Source organism: Flavivirga aquimarina (genome assembly GCF_030540835.1).
Classification (GTDB): Bacteria; Bacteroidota; Bacteroidia; order Flavobacteriales; family Flavobacteriaceae; genus Flavivirga; species Flavivirga aquimarina.
The window spans coordinates 35,971-56,659 of the sequence record NZ_JAUOEK010000142.1 but is presented as its reverse complement, the minus strand read 5'-3'; the positions used below and the strand labels follow the sequence as shown (position 1 = coordinate 56,659).

Annotated in this window: 20 protein-coding genes; 12 read left to right on the top strand and 8 right to left on the bottom strand. The window is 31.4% G+C overall.

All coding sequences use genetic code 11. From position 1 onward, the window contains the following. The 4 genes from Q4Q35_RS14955 to Q4Q35_RS14940 form a co-directional block, all read right to left on the bottom strand. Positions 1-1,101, bottom strand: a complete 1,101-nt coding sequence (locus Q4Q35_RS14955) for a polysaccharide biosynthesis protein (RefSeq protein WP_303278806.1) — start codon at positions 1,099-1,101, stop codon at positions 1-3. A gap of 79 nt (positions 1,102-1,180) precedes the next feature. Continuing rightward, a complete protein-coding gene (locus tag Q4Q35_RS14950; protein ID WP_303278805.1) occupies positions 1,181-1,774 on the bottom strand; it encodes a sugar transferase in 594 nt (197 codons plus the stop codon). Between the two features lie 6 nt (positions 1,775-1,780). Continuing rightward, the gene (locus tag Q4Q35_RS14945; RefSeq protein ID WP_303278804.1) at positions 1,781-2,152 is read right to left on the bottom strand and encodes a hypothetical protein; all 372 of its coding nucleotides are present in this window, start codon (positions 2,150-2,152) and stop codon (positions 1,781-1,783) included. Positions 2,153-2,191: 39 nt separating this feature from the next. Continuing rightward, positions 2,192-3,391 (bottom strand): alanine dehydrogenase, encoded by a 1,200-nt coding sequence (locus tag Q4Q35_RS14940; protein WP_303278803.1) that lies wholly within the window; start codon positions 3,389-3,391, stop codon positions 2,192-2,194. Positions 3,392-3,592: 201 nt separating this feature from the next. Between Q4Q35_RS14940 and Q4Q35_RS14935 the strand changes: the two genes are divergently transcribed. Beyond that, positions 3,593-6,019 (top strand): TonB-dependent receptor domain-containing protein, encoded by a 2,427-nt coding sequence (locus Q4Q35_RS14935; protein ID WP_303278802.1) that lies wholly within the window; start codon positions 3,593-3,595, stop codon positions 6,017-6,019. Here Q4Q35_RS14935 and Q4Q35_RS14930 read toward each other — a convergent pair. From Q4Q35_RS14930 to porX, 4 genes are all read right to left on the bottom strand, one after another. Next, the gene (locus Q4Q35_RS14930) at positions 6,016-6,540 is read right to left on the bottom strand and encodes a hypothetical protein (protein WP_303278801.1); all 525 of its coding nucleotides are present in this window, start codon (positions 6,538-6,540) and stop codon (positions 6,016-6,018) included. The genes Q4Q35_RS14935 and Q4Q35_RS14930 overlap by 4 nt on opposite strands. Further along, positions 6,500-6,646, bottom strand: coding sequence for a hypothetical protein (locus Q4Q35_RS14925; RefSeq protein WP_303278800.1), 147 nt, complete (start codon positions 6,644-6,646; stop codon positions 6,500-6,502). The genes Q4Q35_RS14930 and Q4Q35_RS14925 overlap by 41 nt, the downstream gene beginning before the upstream one ends. Positions 6,647-6,829: 183 nt before the next feature. Continuing rightward, the gene (gene tsaE / locus Q4Q35_RS14920) at positions 6,830-7,267 is read right to left on the bottom strand and encodes a tRNA (adenosine(37)-N6)-threonylcarbamoyltransferase complex ATPase subunit type 1 TsaE (RefSeq protein WP_303278799.1); all 438 of its coding nucleotides are present in this window, start codon (positions 7,265-7,267) and stop codon (positions 6,830-6,832) included. Positions 7,268-7,336: 69 nt separating this feature from the next. Further along, on the bottom strand, positions 7,337-8,890 hold the full coding sequence (porX, locus tag Q4Q35_RS14915) for a T9SS response regulator signal transducer PorX (protein ID WP_303278798.1): 1,554 nt from the start codon (positions 8,888-8,890) through the stop codon (positions 7,337-7,339). A 104-nt stretch (positions 8,891-8,994) separates the two neighbouring features. Between porX and Q4Q35_RS14910 the strand changes: the two genes are divergently transcribed. The 11 genes from Q4Q35_RS14910 to Q4Q35_RS14860 all read left to right on the top strand — a co-directional run bounded on the left by Q4Q35_RS14910 (position 8,995) and on the right by Q4Q35_RS14860 (position 20,661). Then, positions 8,995-10,206 (top strand): HD domain-containing protein, encoded by a 1,212-nt coding sequence (locus tag Q4Q35_RS14910; protein ID WP_303278797.1) that lies wholly within the window; start codon positions 8,995-8,997, stop codon positions 10,204-10,206. A 158-nt stretch (positions 10,207-10,364) separates the two neighbouring features. Beyond that, on the top strand, positions 10,365-11,387 hold the full coding sequence (gene lpxD / locus Q4Q35_RS14905) for a UDP-3-O-(3-hydroxymyristoyl)glucosamine N-acyltransferase (RefSeq protein WP_303278796.1): 1,023 nt from the start codon (positions 10,365-10,367) through the stop codon (positions 11,385-11,387). After that, entirely contained in the window at positions 11,378-12,784 is a 1,407-nt protein-coding gene (locus Q4Q35_RS14900) for a bifunctional UDP-3-O-[3-hydroxymyristoyl] N-acetylglucosamine deacetylase/3-hydroxyacyl-ACP dehydratase (protein WP_303278795.1), read from the top strand. Before lpxD ends, Q4Q35_RS14900 begins: the two co-directional genes overlap by 10 nt. A gap of 3 nt (positions 12,785-12,787) precedes the next feature. Continuing rightward, positions 12,788-13,573 carry an acyl-ACP--UDP-N-acetylglucosamine O-acyltransferase gene (lpxA, locus tag Q4Q35_RS14895; protein WP_303278794.1) on the top strand — a complete coding sequence of 262 codons (786 nt, stop codon included), beginning with the start codon at positions 12,788-12,790 and terminating at the stop codon, positions 13,571-13,573. Between the two features lie 30 nt (positions 13,574-13,603). Further along, positions 13,604-14,170 (top strand): elongation factor P, encoded by a 567-nt coding sequence (gene efp / locus Q4Q35_RS14890; RefSeq protein ID WP_303278793.1) that lies wholly within the window; start codon positions 13,604-13,606, stop codon positions 14,168-14,170. 7 nt (positions 14,171-14,177) lie between these two features. Next, a complete protein-coding gene (locus tag Q4Q35_RS14885) occupies positions 14,178-15,122 on the top strand; it encodes a UDP-3-O-(3-hydroxymyristoyl)glucosamine N-acyltransferase (RefSeq protein WP_303278792.1) in 945 nt (314 codons plus the stop codon). Positions 15,123-15,224: 102 nt separating this feature from the next. Further along, on the top strand, positions 15,225-16,097 hold the full coding sequence (gene sucD, locus Q4Q35_RS14880; RefSeq protein ID WP_303278791.1) for a succinate--CoA ligase subunit alpha: 873 nt from the start codon (positions 15,225-15,227) through the stop codon (positions 16,095-16,097). A 187-nt stretch (positions 16,098-16,284) separates the two neighbouring features. Beyond that, complete coding sequence (locus Q4Q35_RS14875; RefSeq protein ID WP_303278790.1) at positions 16,285-16,863, top strand: DUF4082 domain-containing protein; 579 nt, start codon at positions 16,285-16,287, stop codon at positions 16,861-16,863. A 124-nt stretch (positions 16,864-16,987) separates the two neighbouring features. Beyond that, positions 16,988-17,734, top strand: coding sequence for a 3-oxoacyl-[acyl-carrier-protein] reductase (gene fabG, locus Q4Q35_RS14870; protein ID WP_303278789.1), 747 nt, complete (start codon positions 16,988-16,990; stop codon positions 17,732-17,734). A 64-nt stretch (positions 17,735-17,798) separates the two neighbouring features. Further along, positions 17,799-19,832: a VWA domain-containing protein gene (locus tag Q4Q35_RS14865; RefSeq protein ID WP_303278788.1), complete on the top strand. Its 2,034-nt coding sequence runs from the start codon at positions 17,799-17,801 to the stop codon at positions 19,830-19,832. A gap of 13 nt (positions 19,833-19,845) precedes the next feature. After that, positions 19,846-20,661, top strand: a complete 816-nt coding sequence (locus Q4Q35_RS14860) for a prohibitin family protein (protein ID WP_303278787.1) — start codon at positions 19,846-19,848, stop codon at positions 20,659-20,661. The last annotated feature ends 28 nt before the right edge of the window (positions 20,662-20,689 follow it).

The window sequence follows — 20,689 nt, the reverse complement described above, 5'->3', positions numbered from 1 at the left end:
TTAAACGTATGCCTCTAAAACAGACCTCATTTCAGAATTTGATGTGCTAGGTGTGATGAGTTCCAAATTAGAAAAATCAATCTCTTTTGTTTCCAAATTATTTTTTTGCTTAATTAACAAAATGTTTTTATTTTCGGTTGGAATCAATATTTCATTCTTTGAAACGATATCTTCATGAAGTTTTTCTCCTGGGCGTATGCCAATAATTTTGATTTTGATTTTTTTACCAAAAGTTTTGTATAGAGTTGCTAATCTTTCTGCTAGATCAATTATTTTAATAGGTTCACCCATATTAAACGTAAACGAATTACTTTCTTTATTGTTAAAAGTGGCTATTTGTAATATTAAAGTGCAAGCTTTAGTTTTACTAATGAAATAGCGGGAAATACTTTTGTTTGTAACAGTAAGAGGCATGTTTAATTCTATCTGCTTTTTAAAAAGAGGCAAAACAGAACCGTTAGACCCTAATATATTACCAAATCTGGTAATAGCAAATTGTGTTTTTGATTTAGTAGATAAAGAGTTAAGATAATTTTCTGCTATAAGTTTTGACTTTCCCATAACACTAATAGGATTCACCGCTTTGTCTGTAGAAATGAAAATGAATTTTTTAAGTCCGTATTCTATAGATAAATCAGCTAATAATTTCGTGCCCATAATATTGAGCTTAATAGCTTCATATGGATTTTTCTCCATTAAAGGGACATGCTTATATGCTGCAGCATGAAAAACAAGTGTTGGCTTATAAGTTTCAAAGAGGTGTTTTAACGGTTGATTTTCTGTGATATTTAGAATGAGAAAATTAATCTTACTAGTGTCTTCAAATTCTAAATCCTTTATAAGATTATAAAGAGGTGATTCTGCAACATCAACAAGAATAAGCTTTTTATAGTTACATGTTAGCAATTGTTTTGTAAGTTCACTACCTATAGAACCAGCTGCACCCGTAATTAAAATGATTTCATTTGAAAAATCAAAGTTATTTGAAGAAGGGCTTTGTTTTTGTTTTTTTGTAGGAAACAACCCGGAATCAATTAATAATTGATCTATATGATTAGAAGTAGAGGTATTCATTTCAGACTTCACTTGGCTTAAATGCATATTTAAAGGGGTGAATTACACGTCCAAAATATGAATAATAATGTTTAGTGACAAATAGAGCAGAAAAAATACACTTAAACTACTTTGTGATAACTTTAATTATAGTAATCGATATAAGTTTTAAATCAAAAAAGAAATTTCTCTTTTCAATATATTCTTTATTGTATTTTAATTTATCTGGGATAATGGTATTAATAAAAAAATCTTCTGGGTTTTCTGCAGCTTTTAAAAGTTCTACTTCATTTCTGTATTTTAAAGAGGCAAGACCTGTAATACCCGGTCTAACAGAGAAAATTCTCATGTCATCTTTTTTATAAAAATTCACATAATACCTTAATTCTGGTCGTGGCCCTACAAAACTCATATCACCCTTTAAAATATTTATAAGTTGAGGGAGCTCATCAATTTTATAACGTCTTAAAAAATAGCCTACTTTGGTTATCCTTGAATCATCGTTACCTAAGGTGAGCAACCCTTTTTTTTGAGATTGTACACTCATAGTACGGAACTTGAAAATATTGAAATCGATATTATTTTTTCCAACACGCCCTTGAATAAAAAGAACGGGGCCTTTTGAATCTAATTTAATCAAAATAGCAATTAATAGTAAAAATGGAGATAAAATTAGTAATCCTATTATAGACAAAACAATATCGAAAATACGTTTAGGCATAGTAAACTATTCTATTTTTAAGTTGGTTATAGTGGCAATGCTGTCACAATTTTCAACAGTTAGAATAATTTCTTTTTTTTCAAAGTTACCTTCAATCTGATATGTACCGCATGGTTCTTGTCTTGCATTACTTTTAGAAAAGTCAATGTTTCCCTTTCTTAAAATATAATTTACAGCAGTTGAATCAAAATTATTTTGCTGTAAATTAGATTGAACATGGTCATTGTAAATAATTTTTTTTAATCTAATATTTTTTAAAACTCTGGCATCTAGGCCATAGCTACATGATGTTTTTTTGCCATTTAAAAAGAAAGCTAAAAGTATTAATCCGATAGAAAACCCACCAAGATAGTAGCCAACGCGCTGTATAAATTTCATTTAATGTATTTAGTGATGTAAATCGAGGGTAGTAATCAATTAAAAAATAAGCAAATTAACATCGCTAAAATCTAAATCGAACCAATCTCCCACAGATTTACTAGTCAAAATTCCGTGGTAAAAATACAATCCATTTTTTAAACCCTTGTCAAATCTCAAAGAATTTTCTATACCGCCATCTTCGGCAATTTTTAATAGATAAGGTGTAAAAATATTACTTATGGAAACAGATGCTGTACGTGAATATCTAGCAGGAATATTAGGAACACAATAATGAACAACATTGTGTTTAATAAATGTAGGGTTTTTATGGGTTGTTACTTCACTGGTCTCAAAACAACCACCCATATCGATACTTACATCTATGATGATAGACCCTTTTTTCATAGATTGTACCATGGCCTCAGAAACTATTACAGGTGCTCTATTTGCACCCCGTATGGCTCCTATAACTACATCGCATCGTTTCAAAGCTTTTGTTAGGTTTTTTGGTGTTATAGTAGATGTAAATAATGGTCTGCCAAGATTCGTTTGTATTTGTCTCAATTTTGTAATAGAATTGTCAAATACTTTTATATCTGCTCCTAGTCCAATAGAACTTCTTGCTGCAAACTCTCCAACTGTGCCAGCTCCTAAAATAACAACTTTTACAGGTGGTACACCACTAATATTGCCAAACATTAATCCATTACCATCATTAGATGCAGATAATAACTCTGAAGCTATTAATACAGATGCTGTTCCCGCAATTTCACTTAACGACCTAACAGCCGGATATGCACCATCTGCATCACGAATAAACTCAAAAGCTAAGGCCGTAACCCGCTTTGATGCTAATGTCTCAAAATATTTTTTCGACTGTGTTTTTATCTGCAGAGCGGATATTAATATTGTTTGCGGATTAATAAGTTTGATTTGCTCTATACTTGGAGGCTCAACTTTAAGAATCATTGGGCAGGCAAATACTTTGGCTGTATCTTTTGTGATTTCTGCACCAGCTTCACTGTAATCTTTATCGCTAAAACTAGCACCATTTCCTGCACCCGATTCCAGTAGTACTTTATGACCGTTACTCACAAGAGCAAATACAGCATCTGGTGTTAAACACACCCGTTTTTCCTGAAAAGCAGTCTCTTTTGGTATCCCAATAAATAATTTCCCTTTACGCTTAAATACTTCAAGGGTTTCTTCTTGGGGTAAAAGTTGTTGCTTGGTAAAAGGCGAGAGTGATTTCGACATGGTTAGCTTAGTTAATAAAAATCAAATTACAAATAAATTTTATATTGTTAATACAAACTGAAAATAAATCTTTTATTTTTTTAATAATTACTAAAATAATACATAAATTCATTTGTGTAAGAAAAAAACTAAAATCATTATTGTTTTTTCTTAAAATGTTTTAAATTAATTATTTATAAGTTTGCATTTTTACTATAATTTATGATTAAAAATTTATTTTGTCATTTTATACTCCTGTTTTCTTTTGTATCTTTTTCTCAAGAATTCAGAGTAAATGGTAATGTAAAAGATGGAAACAATAAACCAATAGCATATGCTAATGTCGTTGTTACAAGTCTTGGAATTTCAAAAGCCGTGTATGGTACCTCTACAGATGAGGCAGGCTATTTTATAATAGAAAACTTAAACCCCGGCGATTATATTCTAAAGATTAGTTTCTTGGGGTTTAAAGCTTATTCTACAAGAGTGGAACTTGATAGAAATATTCACTTTGATACTATTATACTTGAAGAAAACCTAGAAGAGTTAGACGGAATTACTGTAGTTGCAAAAAGACCTACAGTTAACCGTATGGTAGATCGTGTCGTTTTTAATGTGGAAAACTCCACATTATCAAATGACAATATTTTAGATGTTTTAAAGCATACTCCCGGTGTTTTGGTACATGATGGCACTATAACAATAAAGCAGTCAACACCCACTATATATATAAATGATAGAAAAGTACATTTGTCTTCAAGCGAAATCCAGCAGCTTTTAGAAGGAACCTCTGCTACGAATGTAAAATCTATTGAAGTGATTACAAACCCACCTGCTAAATATGAAGCGGAAGGCGGAGCAGTTTTAAATATTGTAACTAGTAAAAACATTGTTGCCGGTTATCATGGAAGCGTCTTTGGGAATTATAAGCAAGGTTCGGAATTCCCTAAATATTCATTTGGAACGAGTCATTTTTTTAAAGCGAAAAAGCTTAATGCTTATGTAAACTATAGCATTAGTCCTAGAAAAGATTATAGACATAATAATGAATCTATAAATTTTATAGACGGAAGTAATCAAATCACTTCAAGTTGGGAAACAGATTATAAAAGAATACGAAAAACTGAGAATCAAAATATAAATGCCAATATTGATTATGATATCAATGATAATAATAGCTTGGGTTTTTCAACAAGTATGCTTATAGTTCCAAGGGCACTTACTAAAACTTATGTAAATTCCTTAACTGAAGTTTTAGATACAAATAGTCAATTAGATTCAACTTTTAATACTGTTAATCGCAAAGTGGATGAGACCTTTAATTTAGCATTTACACTAGATTATATTCATAAATTTAAAAGGGCAGGAGAGAAGTTGTCTGTTAGTACGCATCATACCAATTATGATGCTTCAAATTTTCAAAATGTTGATACAGATTATCGATTTCCTGATAATGTACTAATAAGGAATAATAGATTTCAAACATTTTCAAGCCAGGTCATAAAATTATATACTGGGCAAGTAGATTATGAATTACCAATAAGCAATTCAGTCCAACTTGAAACAGGCGCTAAGGTGTCTCATATTAACTCTGAGAGTATTTTAAATCAGTTTAATTTTATAAATGATGAAAGAATTGAAGATTTACAAAATTCGGATACTTTTTTATACGATGAAACTAATTATGCATTATACCTAAGTTATGCAAAAGATTGGGAACACTGGAGCTTTAAATCAGGAATACGAACAGAATACACCAATATTAAAGGAAATTCACTGTCAACTAATCTGATGAGTAATAATAATTATCTAAAGCTGTTTCCTTCGTTTTATTTATTGTATAAATTAAACGATAACAATCAAGTATATTTTAATTATAATAAACGTATCTATAGACCAAGGTATAATGAGCTTAACCCGTTTAAATACTTTTTAAATGACAATGCTTATGTAACTGGTGATCCTAATTTAAAACCACAAATTGATGATGTTTTTACATTTGGGTATACATTAAAAAACACATATACTTTTGAGGTTTATTACCGTAATGAAAATAATCCGACATTAGAAATAGTATTTCAAGACAATGATGACACTATCCTAAAATATATAAACACCAATATTGACAGAAGTATTTCTTACGGATTAGATTTCACTACCTACACTAGACTAACTAATCGTTGGAATTTATATGTACTATCATCATTATTTTATTATGAAAATAAATTTTTCGCTTTAGAAAGTAATAATGAAATTGCTACTAATGATAAATGGTCTCTATATGGACAAATAATTAATTATTTATCTTTCCTAAAGGATAAAAGCTTAACAGTTGATGTTTCTTTTCGATATATTTCTCCAATAGCAGATGGGCCTTCTATTATAAGTAATAGATCTGGATTAGATATTAATATAAGAAAAACATTTTGGGATAATAGAGCATCATTAAATGCCGGTGTTACAGATATTTTTAACACACAAAACTTCACAGAAACTACTAAATATTTAAATCAGGACGTGTTTTTAAATTCGAGAATGGAAAATAGATTGCTCATATTCGGATTTAATTATAAGTTTGGAAACTTTAGGTTAAATACCAACAAAAAAGAAATTGAGTTACAAGAAAGAGATAGACTAAATAATAATTAAAAATACTCTTTTATTTTCCCCCAGAAGTTTTTAGGTGATAGTTTGAATTCATCTTCTAATTCTTGCATACTTTTGTTGGCGTCATTAATCTTATTGAATATTCTTGCTCTAAGCAAATATATTGTTGGAATCACTATAGCCATTACAGGTATTAGATATAAAACCTGATTACTATCGACATACTTTAAATCGTCATTCAGTATGATTATAATTTGGTATAAATACATAGCAATTGGTACTAATAATGTATGATACCACCAATGCCGACAAGTGAAAAACCAAATAAATATTAAAACCAAAGGAATTATTTTATTCAACAAAGTCCAAACTAAAACCCTAGCACTTCCATAATATTGGCTATCATAATTAAATAAAAAAGTGTTCCAAACTTTAGTATTTGGAACACTTTCATATAAATCAAAAAAATAAGGCGTAATTGCTATAAATGTAGCAATTACACTACCAAGAACAAGGTTTTTTTTATTGGACTTGACCTGGTATTTTGATTTTATTTCTGTCAATTTTCGCTGTTTGTTCTCCATTTTGGTTATAAGCATCAGCAGCTTGAACCATAAACAACATTCCTCCGAAGATTGCTAGTGCAATCACATACTTTTTAGTTTTCATTTTAAAGGGATTTATTAATTAATATACCCAAATGTAACTAAAGGCTATTTTGAAGTATTTCTTAAAATGTTAAAAAAATGTTAAAAACAGTTGTTTTTTAAATTTACAATGTGGTTTTCCCGTAAAACTTCAAAATAAAGGAGGTTTATTTGTTATTTATTCGTATAATAAGCTGTTATTCGGTTAATTACTTGTCTCTAAATTTAATCTTAAAATTCTATTATTAGCATCTAATTCTAAATCAATTCTATCAAAAGAATCAGCTAAGATTGGTGTTATCTTTTCTGGCCATTCAATTAATTTCCAATTATTAGAATCTATATAATCTTCAATTCCAAAATTAAAGGCCTCTTCTAAATCATTTATTCTATATAAATCAAAATGATATATTCTATCATCATCTAATTGATACTCATTTACAATAGAAAATGTGGGGCTACTAACATCATCCGTACTGCCCAAAATCTTAACGATCGTTTTTATGAGTGTTGTTTTACCAACTCCCATATCTCCATAAAATAATAATGTTTTGGTTTTCACATTACTAATGAGCTGCTTTGCAACACTTTCAACATCATTCAAACAGTAGCTGATCTCCAATTGACTAAATTTTATACACAATTATAATCATTTAAAATTAGAAAAACAATAAAAAACAGCATTTTGACGGTGTTTTTTGCTTTTAATAGATTATTTAGGGTTAAATACTACAAAAGGAATAATCATTTCTTCAAGAGAAACCCCACCATGTTGATAGGTGTTTCTAAAATAGCTTACATAATGATTATAGTTATTTGGGTAGGCAAAAAACAAGTCGCTTTTTGCAAAAATGTAAGAACTACTCATATTAATAGTTGGTAGATGAGCTTCTTTTGGATTTTTAATTACCAATACATCTTTATTATCATAAGTTAAACTTCTTCCAGTTTTATAACGAAGGTTTAAGCTGGTATCTCTATCGCCAATTACTTTTGAAGGGTTTTTAACATTAATAGTTCCGTGATCTGTTGTTAAAATGAGTTTGAATCCTAATTGTTGTGCCTGTTGTATCATTTCCAGAAGCGGTGAGTTTTTAAACCAACTCAGCGCTAAAGACCTGTATGCCTTATCGTTTGAAGCTAATTCCTTAACAACTTCCATTTCTGTTTTGGCATGCGAGAGCATGTCAACAAAATTATATACTATAACTGTTAAATCATTTTTTTTAAGCGATTTAAAATTATCAGCTAGTTTTTTGCCATTTTTTAGATTTGTAATTTTGTGATAATCATAATTTAAATGGGTTAAGCCTAGTCGTTTTATTTGTGTTTCCAAAAAGGCTGCTTCGTGCAGGTTTTTACCACCGTCATCCGTATCGTTTTTCCAATATTCCGGGAATAATTTTTCCATATCACTAGGCATTAACCCAGAGAAAATGGCATTACGGGCGTATTGGGTGGCTGTTGGTAAGATGCTAAAAAAGGCATCTTCTTTAACTTTCTTGTAGTAATTGTTAATTATTGGCTCAAAAACTTTCCATTGGTCATAGCGTAAATTATCTATAACTATTAATAAAGTTGGTTGTTCTTTACTAATCTCCGGAGCAACTTTTTCTTTAAAAAGCATATGAGACATTATTGGAGACTCCGTATTTGGTTGAAACCAATCGGCATAATTTTTTTCTATAAATTTACCAAATTGAATATTAGCTTCATTTTTTTGAGACTCTAAAATCTCGAACATACCTGCGTCTTCAATGTCTTCAAGTTGGATTTCCCAATAAATAAGTTTCTGATATAAATTAACCCATTCCTCATAAGAATTCACCATAGATAAATCCATGGCTATTTTTCGAAACTCTTGCTGGTAATTAGATGTTGTTTTTTCAGAGACTAATCGCGAATGGTCTAAGTTTTTCTTTAAACTTAATAGTATTTGATTTGGATTGACCGGTTTTATAAGATAATCGGCTATTTTATTACCAATGGCTTCCTCCATAATATATTCTTCTTCACTCTTGGTAATCATAACAACTGGAAGGTTGTCTTGCTTTTCCTTTATTTCATTTAAAGTTTCAAGCCCAGTAAGTCCGGGCATATTCTCGTCTAAGAATACAATATCAAAATTTTTCTCATCTATTATATCAATAGCTTCAGAACCACTCCTGCATGTCGTAACATTATAATTGCGTTGTTCTAAAAATAAAATATGTGGTTTTAGTAAATCAATTTCATCATCTACCCAAAGTATTTGTATTGTATTCATTCAAATGTTTTTAGTAATCATTTATTTAATAATTGTGTTTTTGTAATGGCTTTATATAGACTCATATAATTATATTTGTGTCTATAAACATTAACTTTTCAAGTTTGAACAAACTTAAAATATTAAACGACCCAATTTACGGATTTATTACTATTCCAAATTCGCTTATTTTCGATTTAATTCAGCATAAATATTTTCAACGCTTACGTAGAATTACTCAAATGGGAATGTCTTATTTGGTATACCCCGGAGCGCATCACACCAGATTTCATCATGCTATAGGTTGTGTTCATTTAATGCAACAAGCTGTCAATGTACTTCGTTTTAAAGGAGTTACGATTTCTAAAGAAGAAGAAAAAGGGCTTTATGCTGCTATTTTATTGCACGATATTGGTCATGGGCCTTTCTCTCATGCTATGGAGCACAGCATTGTTAATAATGTTTCTCATGAAGATATTTCGTTGCTTTTTATGGAACGATTAAATAAAGAATTTAACGGAAGTTTAACGCTTGCCATTAAAATATTTAAAGGAGAATATCATAGAAAATTTCTGTGCCAGCTTATTTCTGGACAATTGGATATGGACAGAGCCGATTATTTAAAAAGAGATAGTTTCTACACTGGCGTAGCAGAAGGTAATATAAATAGTGAACGATTAATCACTATGCTCCATGTTGTAAATGATGAATTAGTCGTTGAGGAAAAAGGCATTTATAGCGTTGAAAAGTTTATTGTTGCCAGACGTCTTATGTATTGGCAAGTTTATTTACATAAAACAGGATTGGTGGCAGAACAATTGTTAATTAGAGTATTAAAGCGAGCTAAAGAATTACATAATAATGGAGTCGTGTTAGAAGCAAGCCAAGCGTTATTGTTTTTTTTAAAGAATAAAATAACGCTTGATAATTTTAATGACAATACTTTGGATACCTTTTCTCAATTAGATGATTACGATATTATTTCTGCCATGAAACAATGGCAGCATCACGATGACTTTGTACTTAGCAATTTAAGTAAAATGATAATAAACAGAGATTTATTAAAAATTAAATTGAAGAATAAAACCGTTAAAAAACAAAGCCTTGAAAAACATATTCAAAATCTAATTAGCTCACAAAAAGTAAGTAGGGAAGAAGCAGAATATTTTGTGTTTACCGGAAAAATATCCAATCAAGCCTATCAATTAAAACATCAAGGTATAAATATTTTACACAAGTCCGGGAAAATTGAAGATATCGTTAAAGCGTCAGATCAACTTAACCTTAAAGCATTGTCAAAACCAGTAACTAAGCATTATATATGCTATCCTAAGTGAGAAGTATAGTCAAATTTTTCAAAGTATAAATTAAGATTTGAGCTGTATAAAATGTTACGCATGTAAATAGAAAACAATAAGTATCTACTCATGAAAAAACTTTAACACATTTTCCCTATTTTTGCGTCAATCAAACAAAAAACTACAAACTTTTCAGTGTGAAATTTACAGCACAACAAATAGCAGAAATATTAGAAGGTGATATTGTAGGGGATCCGGATGTAGAAGTTTCAAAATTATCTAAAATAGAAGAAGGCACTAACAGTTCCTTAACTTTTCTATCTAATCCTAAATATACACAATACATATATTCTACAAAAGCTTCGGTGACTATAGTTAATAAAAGCTTTGTTCCCGAAAATGACATTACTACCACGTTAATTAAAGTTGAGGACGCCTATGCTTCTTTTACAAAATTACTTGAGTATTACAATATGGCAAAACTTAATAAAGTAGGGATTGAACAACCTTCCTTTATATCAGAATCTGCAAAATATGGCGATAACATTTATATTGGCGCTTTTTCGTATTTAGGCGAAAACGTTAGTATTGGAGATAATGTTAAGATATTTGCAAATACTTATATAGGAGATAATGTCGTAATTGGAGAGAATACCATTATTTTTTCAGGAGCCAAAATTTACTCAGATACAGTTATCGGAAGCACATGCGTTATAAACTCCGGAGTTATTATTGGAGCCGATGGTTTTGGCTTTGCGCCACAACAAGATGGTAGTTATAAAAAAATACCCCAGATAGGAAATGTTATTTTAGAAAACCATGTAGATGTTGGCGCAGGTACTACTATCGATAGAGCCACCATGGGGTCTACCATAATAAGAAAAGGGGTTAAATTAGATAATCAAATTCAAATTGCACATAATGTAGAGATTGGCGAGAATACTGTGATCGCTGCACAAACTGGTATAGCTGGCTCTACTAAAGTTGGCGAAAATTGTATGATAGGAGGACAAGTAGGTATAGCTGGACATATTAATATTGGTAACAATGTTAAAATACAAGCACAATCCGGAATTGCAAGAAATGTGAAAGATGATGAAGTTCTACAAGGATCTCCAGCACTACCAATAACAGATTATAACAAATCTTATGTGCATTTTAAAAACTTGCCTAAAATTGTGAAAAATATTAATGACTTAGAAAAAAATAAATGGGAATAGTTAATACCGAAATAAAACAAAAAACCATTAAAGGAGATATTTCTTTAACGGGTGTTGGATTACATACAGGAAAAGATGTTACGCTTACTTTTAAACCGGCCAGTGCTAACTCTGGATTAGCTTTTAGACGAATTGATTTAGAAGGTGCTCCGATAATCGAAGCAGATGCTAATTATGTTACCAACACACAAAGAGGCACCTGTTTAGAGAAAAATGGCGTAACCATACAAACTTCAGAACATGTGCTTGCAGCTTTAGTGGGTCTGGATATTGATAATGCCATTATTGAATTGGATGCATCAGAACCACCTATTATGGATGGGTCTTCTAAGTTTTTTGTGGATGCTATTGAAAAAGCCGGTATTATAGAACTTGATGCTTTTAGAGAAGAGTTTGTCATAACAAATATTGTTTCATATACAGACGAAGAAACCGGTAGTGAAATTTTAGTAATGCCTTCTAAAGAATACCAAATAACTACTATGGTAGATTTTGGCACTAAAGTTTTAGGTACACAAAATGCCACTTTAAATCGGATTTCAAACTTTAAAAAAGATATTGCAAATTCTCGTACATTTAGTTTCTTACATGAAATTGAAACGCTTTTAGAGCATGGGTTAATTAAAGGCGGAGATTTAAATAATGCCATTGTTTATGTAGATAAGGCATTATCTCCAGAAACCATGGAAAAACTAAGAACGGCCTTTAAAAAAGACTCCATTGCAGTAAAACCTAACGGTATTTTAGATAATTTAACTTTACACCATCCAAATGAAGCGGCACGACATAAACTGCTGGATGTTTTAGGTGATTTAGCTCTTATAGGCACTCGAATTCGCGGGAAAATAATAGCAAATAAACCAGGGCATTTTGTAAACACACAGTTTGCTAAAAAAATGTCTAAAATGATAAAAAACGAACGCCGCAATAATGTGCCAACCATAGACTTGAACCAACCGCCTTTAATGGATATTGTTCAAATTATGGCCATGCTTCCTCATAGACAACCATTTTTATTAATAGATAAAGTCTATGAACTTACAGATAATTACGTTACCGCTATGAAGAATGTGACCATGAATGAGCAGTTTTTTGCCGGTCACTTTCCTGGAGCGCCTGTAATGCCGGGTGTTTTAATTGTAGAGGCTATGGCACAAACGGGTGGTATTTTAGTGCTAAACACTGTTCCAGATCCAGAAAATTATCTGACCTTTTTTATGAAAATGGATAATGTTAAATTTAAACAAAAAGTAGTACCTGGAGATACGTTAATATTTAAATGTTCGTTAATTACTCCTATTCGTCGCGGTATATGCCATATGCAAGGTTATGCCTATTCTAACGGAAAACTTTGTGCAGAAGCAGAACTAATGGCCCAAATATCTAAAGTTAAATAAAATATGAATCAACCACTAGCATACGTTCACCCCGGTGCAAAAATTGCAAAAAATGTAGTCATTGAACCATTCACAACTATTAATAATAATGTAAAAATTGGTGAAGGCACATGGATAGGCAGTAATGTTACCATTATGGAAGGCGCTCGTATAGGTAAAAATTGCAATATTTTCCCAGGTTCAGTTATTTCGGCTGTTCCTCAGGATTTAAAATATAATGATGAAGATACCACTGTTGAAATTGGTAATAATGTAACCATAAGAGAATGTGTTACAATTAATAGAGGTACAACCGATAGGATGAAAACAGTTATAGGAAATAATTGTTTAATCATGGCATATTGCCATATAGCTCACGATTGTGTGGTTGGAGATAATTGTATTTTTTCTAACAATAGCACACTTGCCGGACATATAACCATAGGAGATCATGTTGTTTTAGCAGGAATGACGGCTGTACATCAATTTGTATCTGTAGGTAATCATGCTTTTGTTACCGGTGGGTCTCTAGTTAGAAAAGATGTACCCCCATATGTAAAAGCAGCTCGCGAACCTTTATCGTACGTAGGTATAAATTCAGTCGGACTAAGAAGGCGCGGATTTACAACAGAAAAAATAAGAGAGATTCAAAATATTTTCAGAATACTTTATCAAAAGAATTATAATAACACTCAAGCTTCAGAGATTATTGAAGCTGAAATGGAAGCCACACCAGAGCGTGATGAAATCCTTCAATTTATTAAAAATTCACATCGAGGTATTATGAAAGGATATTTTAAATCAAATTAAAACGAAACTAAAGAATTATATAAGAGAATTATGGCAACTACAAGTGACATTAGAAACGGATTATGTATTAAATACAATCATGATATTTTTAAAATTATTGAATTTTTACACGTTAAACCAGGTAAAGGCCCGGCTTTTGTAAGAACTAAATTAAAAAGTGTTACTACAGGGAAAGTAATAGATAATACTTTTTCAGCAGGTCATAAGTTAGAAGATGTCCGCGTAGAGACTCATAAATTTCAATTTTTATACAATGATGGAGAGACTTTTCATTTTATGAATACAGAAGATTATTCTCAAATAGAACTTCAAAAAAACACTTTAGACAATCCAGGCTTAATGAAAGAAGGAGAAGTCGTAACAGTCCTTATTAATTCTGAAGATAGCATGCCACTTTCAGTTGAAATGCCAGCAAGTGTTATTTTAGAAGTAACTGCAACCGAACCGGGAGTAAAAGGAAATACAGCAACTAATGCAACAAAACCGGCAACTGTCGAAACAGGAGCAACAGTTAATGTACCCTTATTTATTAATGAAGGTGATAAGATAAAAGTTGAAACTGAAAAAGGAACTTATAAAGAACGCGTTAAGGAATAGTTTATAAATGAAATTTCCTCAACCACATACCTTAAAAAATATTGCTGAATTAATAGGATGCACCTTTGTTGGTGATGATGATTTCCCAGTTCTGGGAATGAACGAAATTCATGTTGTAGAGCCAGGAGATATAGTTTTTGTCGATCATCCAAAATACTACGACAAAGCACTTAATTCTGCCGCAACAATTATACTGATTAATAAAGAAGTAGACTGCCCTTTGGGCAAAGCATTATTGATTAGCGACGATCCTTTTAGAGACTTTAATAAACTTACAGATCATTTCAAGCCGTTTCAATCTGCTAATAACCAGATATCCAACACTGCAATTATTGGTAAAAACACCGTTATACAACCCAATAGTTTTATTGGTCATAATGTCGTAATAGGAGACGATTGTATCATCCATTCTAATGTAAGCATATATGATGATGCAGTTATAGGAAACCATGTAACCATACATGCAGGTTCCGTTTTAGGAGCAAATGCCTTTTACTATAAAAATAGACCAGAAGGTTACGATCGTTTAAAATCTGGTGGCCGTGTTGTTTTAGAAGACCATGTAGACATAGGAGCAGGGTGCGCTATAGATAGAGGTGTTACAGGAGATACAACCATTAAAGCAGGAACAAAAATAGACAACTTGGTTCAAATAGGCCATGACACCGTTATTGGAAAAAAATGCCTAATCGCATCCCAAGTAGGAATTGCTGGTTGTGTGATTATTGAAGACGAAGTTACTATTTGGGGGCAAGTTGGTATTACCAGCGGTATAACCATTGGAAAAAAGGCTGTAATATCTGCGAAAGCAGGTGTTAGCAAATCGTTAGAAGGTGGTAAAAGTTATTTTGGGATTCCGGCAGATGATTTTCGTTCAAAATATAAAGAAATAGCATCAATTAAAAAGATTCCAGAAATACTTGAAAAATTTAAAGAACATGACAAAAAATAGCACTTGGGTTCGTTTAAAATAAAAGTGCGTTTTTACTTTAAAATTTTAATACAAAAAATTACATTTGCTCAATAAAATTAATAAAAGACAAAATAATCTCATATGAGTGTTTTAGTAAATAAAAATTCAAAAATTATAGTACAAGGGTTTACAGGTAGTGAAGGGACATTTCACGCAGGTCAAATGATTGAATATGGAACCAATGTTGTAGGAGGTGTTACACCAGGAAAAGGAGGGCAAACACATTTAGATAAACCAGTTTTTAATACTGTTTTAGATGCTGTTAATGAAGTAGGAGCAGATACAACTATAATTTTTGTACCACCAGCTTTTGCAGCCGATGCGATTATGGAAGCTGCCGATGCTGGCATTAAGGTTATTATTACCATTACAGAAGGTATTCCAGTTGCAGATATGATAACTGCATCTAATTATATAAAAGGAAAAAACTGTCGTTTAATTGGACCAAACTGCCCAGGAGTTATCACGCCAGAAGAAGCTAAAGTTGGTATTATGCCAGGCTTTGTTTTCAAAAAAGGAAAAATAGGTATTGTGTCTAAATCTGGAACCCTTACTTATGAAGCTGCCGATCAGGTTGTAAAACAAGGATTGGGAATTACTACAGCTATTGGTATTGGTGGTGACCCAATTATAGGAACAACAACTAAAGAAGCTGTTGAATTACTAATTAATGATCCAGAAACAGAAGCAGTTGTAATGATTGGTGAAATTGGAGGTCAATTAGAGGCAGATGCTGCAAATTGGTATAAAGATAGCGGTAGTAAAAAACCTGTTGTTGGTTTTATAGCCGGAGAAACAGCGCCTGCAGGACGTACCATGGGACATGCTGGTGCTATTGTAGGAGGAAGTGATGATACTGCACAAGCTAAAAAGAAAATCATGAGAGCTTGTGGAATTCACGTGGTAGATTCTCCTGCTGAAATTGGAAAGAAAATAGCGGAAGTATTAGGCTAAACTTAGTAATTCCTTTAAAATATAAAACCGTTGACTTGATAAGTCAGCGGTTTTTTTGTTACTATATCTAGACCTGCTAGGTTTTAAAAACCTGGCAGGTCTTATCGTATCAACAATTTAAGTGTAATAGGGTAACAAAAATGTGTGCAAATTGATATACTAATATAAAGCTAAAAATTAGAGAATCATGAAAACACAAAAAATCATATTAGGTCTATTAATTTTAGGGTTAAACTTTGTTAGTTGCTCTAAAAATGATGATGATGATGTACAAATCGTTGAAAACACACCCGAATATCCAATGAAATCTTTGATAGAAGATGGCGTTATAGAATTAAAAAACACAACATTAAACAGCCCCAATACTTTTGAGCTTGGTTATAAATTTAAATCCTTTAAGAATGGTCAAATAACAGCGTTAGGGATTCGAGTTCCAGATAATGATATTTACAGAGTAACCTTATGGAATGTCGATACCGAAGAAATTTTAAAAACTATAAATATTACATCAAGTTCAGGACTGTTATCATTTGAAGATATCGAGCCTGTAAACATTGAATCCGGAACATTATATTTTATCTCTATCAATACTAATGATTATTATATATTTAACGATGACGGTAATGTCGTATTTCCTGTAGAAACTGACAATATTCTTGTTACTGGTTACGGATCAAAACTAGGGCAAAATCAATCTTTACCAACACAATTTACTAATACAGCATATTTAGGAATGGTCGACATTAAATTCACTGCAAATAATTAAAATTAGCCCATTATAAGTTTATTAAAAACCTCACTAAATCTTGTGAGGTTTTTTTATTTGGTACAACTTGTATTTGTTATATTTGAATTGCAAATTACACTTATATTAAAATAAATATAATTATATGAAATTATTAGAAGGAAAAACGGCTATAGTTACTGGAGCAAGTCGGGGAATAGGTAAAGGCATTGCTAAAGTATTTGCAGAACAAGGTGCTAACGTAGCATTTACGTATAGCTCGTCTGTAGAGGCTGCAAATGCCTTGGAGACAGAGTTGAATGCTCTAGGTATAAAAGCAAAAGGATACCAAAGTAACGCTGCTAGTTTTGATGAAGCTCAAAAACTGGCTGCCGAAGTTGTTTCGGAGTTTGGAAGTATCGATGTTTTAGTAAATAATGCAGGCATTACAAAAGATAATTTATTGATGCGTATTAGCGAAGAAGACTTTGATACCGTTATAGAAGTAAACCTAAAGTCCGTTTTTAATATGACAAAAGCGGTGCAACGTACCATGCTAAAACAACGTAAAGGTTCTATAATAAATATGAGTTCGGTAGTTGGAGTTAAAGGAAATGCCGGACAAACAAATTATGCAGCTTCAAAAGCCGGTATTATAGGATTTTCTAAGTCAGTAGCCTTAGAATTAGGATCTAGAAATATAAGAAGTAATGTTGTAGCTCCTGGGTTTATAGAAACAGAAATGACAGCAAAACTTGATGAAAATATTGTAGAAGGATGGCGTGCCGGAATTCCTTTAAAACGTGGAGGAACACCAGAAGATATAGCCAATGCATGTGTGTTTTTAGCCAGTGATATGAGTGCTTATGTTACAGGGCAAACACTTAATGTTGATGGAGGCATGCTAACTTAATTATAGATTTACGAATTACGATTTTTGAATTTAAAAATCGTCAATCAAAAATTGTCAATCGTAAATGAAAACAGAAACTCTTATCTACATAATACTTGCCGGAATAGTAGCTATTTTATTAGCAATTTTCCAGTATTACAATAAAAAGAAAAGTATATCTAAATTAGATATGCTTTTCTGTTTTTTAAGGTTTCTTAGTATTTTTTCTATTCTGTTACTACTTATAAATCCGAAATTTGAGCAGCTTCGTTTCTCTATTGAAAAACCAAATCTGGTTGTAGCTATAGATAACTCAAGCTCTATAAAACACCTTAATCAAGATACTTCGGTTATTAATTTAATTGAAAAACTATCTCAAGATCAAGATTTAAATAATAAATTTAATATAGATCTGTATACATTTGGAGAATCGTTTAAAGCATCAGATTCAACTACTTTTTCAGAAAACCAAACGAATATCAATAATGCTTTCGGGCAATTATCTCAAATATATAGGGAAACTACAGCACCTACGGTATTAATTTCAGATGGCAATCAAACTTACGGTAACGATTATCAGTTCGCAGCTACAACATACAAACAAAGTATTTATCCGGTAATATTAGGAGATACAGTAACATATACCGATTTAAAAATCCAACAGCTAAACGTAAACAAGTATACTTATTTAAAAAACAGATTTCCAATAGAAACCATTTTGGTTTATAATGGAAATAACACGATAAATTCCCGTTTTCTGGTAACCAAAGGAAATACAACTGTTTATTCTAAATCAATTCGTTTCTCAAAAGAGGATAACTCAAAAGTCATAAATTTCACGTTACCGTCAAATGGAGTAGGCGTAAGTAGTTATAAAGCGACTATAGTTCCAATTGATAACGAAAAAAATAAAGTTAATAACTCTAAAAACTTTGCTGTAGAAACCATCGACCAAAAAACAAAAATAGCAGTTGTTAGCGATTTTATTCATCCAGATTTAGGAGCTTTAAAAAAGAGTATTGAAAGTAACGAACAGCGTTCGGTTGTGTTTTTAGATTCAAAAGAAATTATAAATCAAATAAATGATTTTCAATTAATTATAGTTAACCAACCAAACTATAAGTTTAAAGAATTGTTAGAAATTTTAAAAAAAGAAAATAAAAACCACTTTATCATAGTAGGTACAAAAACCGATTTAGGGTTCTTAAATAACAGTAGGCAAGATTTCTTAAACGAAATAACAAATCAAACCGAAAGTTACCAGGCAGAATTAAACGCCGATTATTCACCATTTCTAGTTGATGATATCAATTTTGAATCGTTTCCTCCACTAAACTCAAATTATGGAAGAGTGTCTTTTACCATACCATTTGACCCCATTTTAAATAAAAGCGTTAATGGAATCTCAACAAACGAGCCCTTATTGGTAACTTATGAAACTAACGGCAGGAGAGAAGGTGTACTGTTTGGAGAAAATATTTGGCAGTGGAGAGCCCAAAGTTATATTAACAGTAAATCATTTAATCAATTTGACGATTTTATAGGGAAGCTTGTACAATATTTAGCTTCAAATAAAAAGAAAAGCAGATTGAATATCGATTATGAATCTTTTTATAATGGCAGTAGTAATATTGTAGTAAAAGCTGAGTTTTTCGATAAAAATTATGTTTTCGATACACGGGAAACGCTCAATATTTCAGTAACAGATACTATTTCAAAAGAAAACAAAACATTTCCTCTTATACTAAAAAACAATAATTTTCAAGTAGATTTAAGTAGTTTGCCGCCTTCATATTATCGCTTTACAGTAAGAGCAACTCGAGAGAATATAGCCAAATCAGGTAGTTTCCAGATTTTAGAATACAATGTTGAGCAACAATTTTTAAATGCCAATGTAACAAAGTTGCAACAGTTAGCTACTAACAGTGAAGGCAAGAGCTATTTTATTGACAATACAACAAGTTTAATAAACGATTTAGTAAATGATAATCGTTTCGTATCTATTCAGAAAAGCCATAAAAATATCATACCTTTGATAGATTGGAAATACCTACTTGCCATCATCGCTTTAAGCTTAAGTTTAGAGTGGTTTATTAGAAAATATAACGGATTAATCTAAATTAAAATAAATAATGGAAAAATTACCAAAAATTGCATTACCAGTAATTATTGCTGCTGTAATACTTGTTATAGTATTAGCAAAATCTGCTGTAACTATAGGTTCTGGTGAGGCAGGCGTTCTATACAAAACATTCGATAATGGAGTTGTTACAGATGCACCCCCTTTAGGAGAAGGGTTTCATATTGTAGCACCATGGAATAAAGTTATAATTTATGAAGTACGTCAACAGGAACTTTTCGAAAAAATGAAAGTACTTTCATCTAATGGCCTTGAAATTCAAATTGATGCTTCAGCATGGTATGAGCCTATTTACAATGATTTAGGAAACTTGCACCAATCATTAGGAGAAAATTATTTACAACGTGTTATTCAACCAGCTATTCGTAGTGCAGCTCGTAGTGTTGTTGGTCGTTATACTCCAGAGCAATTATATTCTAGTAAGCGTGACGCTATTCAAGATGAAATTTTTGCTGAAACGAAAAAGATTCTTGATAAACAATATGTACAATTGAATGAAGTATTAGTAAGAGATGTTACTTTACCAAATACCATAAAAGAAGCTATTGAACGCAAACTAAGGCAAGAACAAGAGTCTTTAGAATACGAGTTTAGATTGGTAACCGCTGCAAAAGAAGCTGAAAAAGTAATTATTGAAGCACAAGGTAAAGCAGATGCAAACAGGATTTTAAGTGCCTCTTTAACGGATAAAATTCTACAAGATAAAGGTATCGAAGCAACCATTAAATTATCAGAATCACCAAATAGTAAAGTTGTAGTTATTGGTTCTGGAGATAGCGGAATGCCTATTATACTTGGAAATCAATAGGACTGAATTAAATAATTTAAAATTTTAG

Excerpts from the sequence above, each read along its gene's own strand:
- Q4Q35_RS14955 (WP_303278806.1), bottom strand. The coding sequence starts at position 1,101 with ATGCATTTAAGCCAAGTGAAGTCTGAAATGAATACCTCTACTTCTAAT.
- Q4Q35_RS14950 (WP_303278805.1), bottom strand. The coding sequence starts at position 1,774 with ATGCCTAAACGTATTTTCGATATTGTTTTGTCTATAATAGGATTACTA.
- Q4Q35_RS14945 (WP_303278804.1), bottom strand. The coding sequence starts at position 2,152 with ATGAAATTTATACAGCGCGTTGGCTACTATCTTGGTGGGTTTTCTATC.
- Q4Q35_RS14940 (WP_303278803.1), bottom strand. The coding sequence starts at position 3,391 with ATGTCGAAATCACTCTCGCCTTTTACCAAGCAACAACTTTTACCCCAA.
- Q4Q35_RS14935 (WP_303278802.1), top strand. The coding sequence starts at position 3,593 with ATGATTAAAAATTTATTTTGTCATTTTATACTCCTGTTTTCTTTTGTA.
- Q4Q35_RS14925 (WP_303278800.1), bottom strand. The coding sequence starts at position 6,646 with ATGAAAACTAAAAAGTATGTGATTGCACTAGCAATCTTCGGAGGAATG.
- porX (WP_303278798.1), bottom strand. The coding sequence starts at position 8,890 with ATGAATACAATACAAATACTTTGGGTAGATGATGAAATTGATTTACTA.
- Q4Q35_RS14900 (WP_303278795.1), top strand. The coding sequence starts at position 11,378 with ATGGGAATAGTTAATACCGAAATAAAACAAAAAACCATTAAAGGAGAT.
- lpxA (WP_303278794.1), top strand. The coding sequence starts at position 12,788 with ATGAATCAACCACTAGCATACGTTCACCCCGGTGCAAAAATTGCAAAA.
- efp (WP_303278793.1), top strand. The coding sequence starts at position 13,604 with ATGGCAACTACAAGTGACATTAGAAACGGATTATGTATTAAATACAAT.
- Q4Q35_RS14885 (WP_303278792.1), top strand. The coding sequence starts at position 14,178 with ATGAAATTTCCTCAACCACATACCTTAAAAAATATTGCTGAATTAATA.
- sucD (WP_303278791.1), top strand. The coding sequence starts at position 15,225 with ATGAGTGTTTTAGTAAATAAAAATTCAAAAATTATAGTACAAGGGTTT.
- Q4Q35_RS14875 (WP_303278790.1), top strand. The coding sequence starts at position 16,285 with ATGAAAACACAAAAAATCATATTAGGTCTATTAATTTTAGGGTTAAAC.
- fabG (WP_303278789.1), top strand. The coding sequence starts at position 16,988 with ATGAAATTATTAGAAGGAAAAACGGCTATAGTTACTGGAGCAAGTCGG.
- Q4Q35_RS14865 (WP_303278788.1), top strand. The coding sequence starts at position 17,799 with ATGAAAACAGAAACTCTTATCTACATAATACTTGCCGGAATAGTAGCT.
- Q4Q35_RS14860 (WP_303278787.1), top strand. The coding sequence starts at position 19,846 with ATGGAAAAATTACCAAAAATTGCATTACCAGTAATTATTGCTGCTGTA.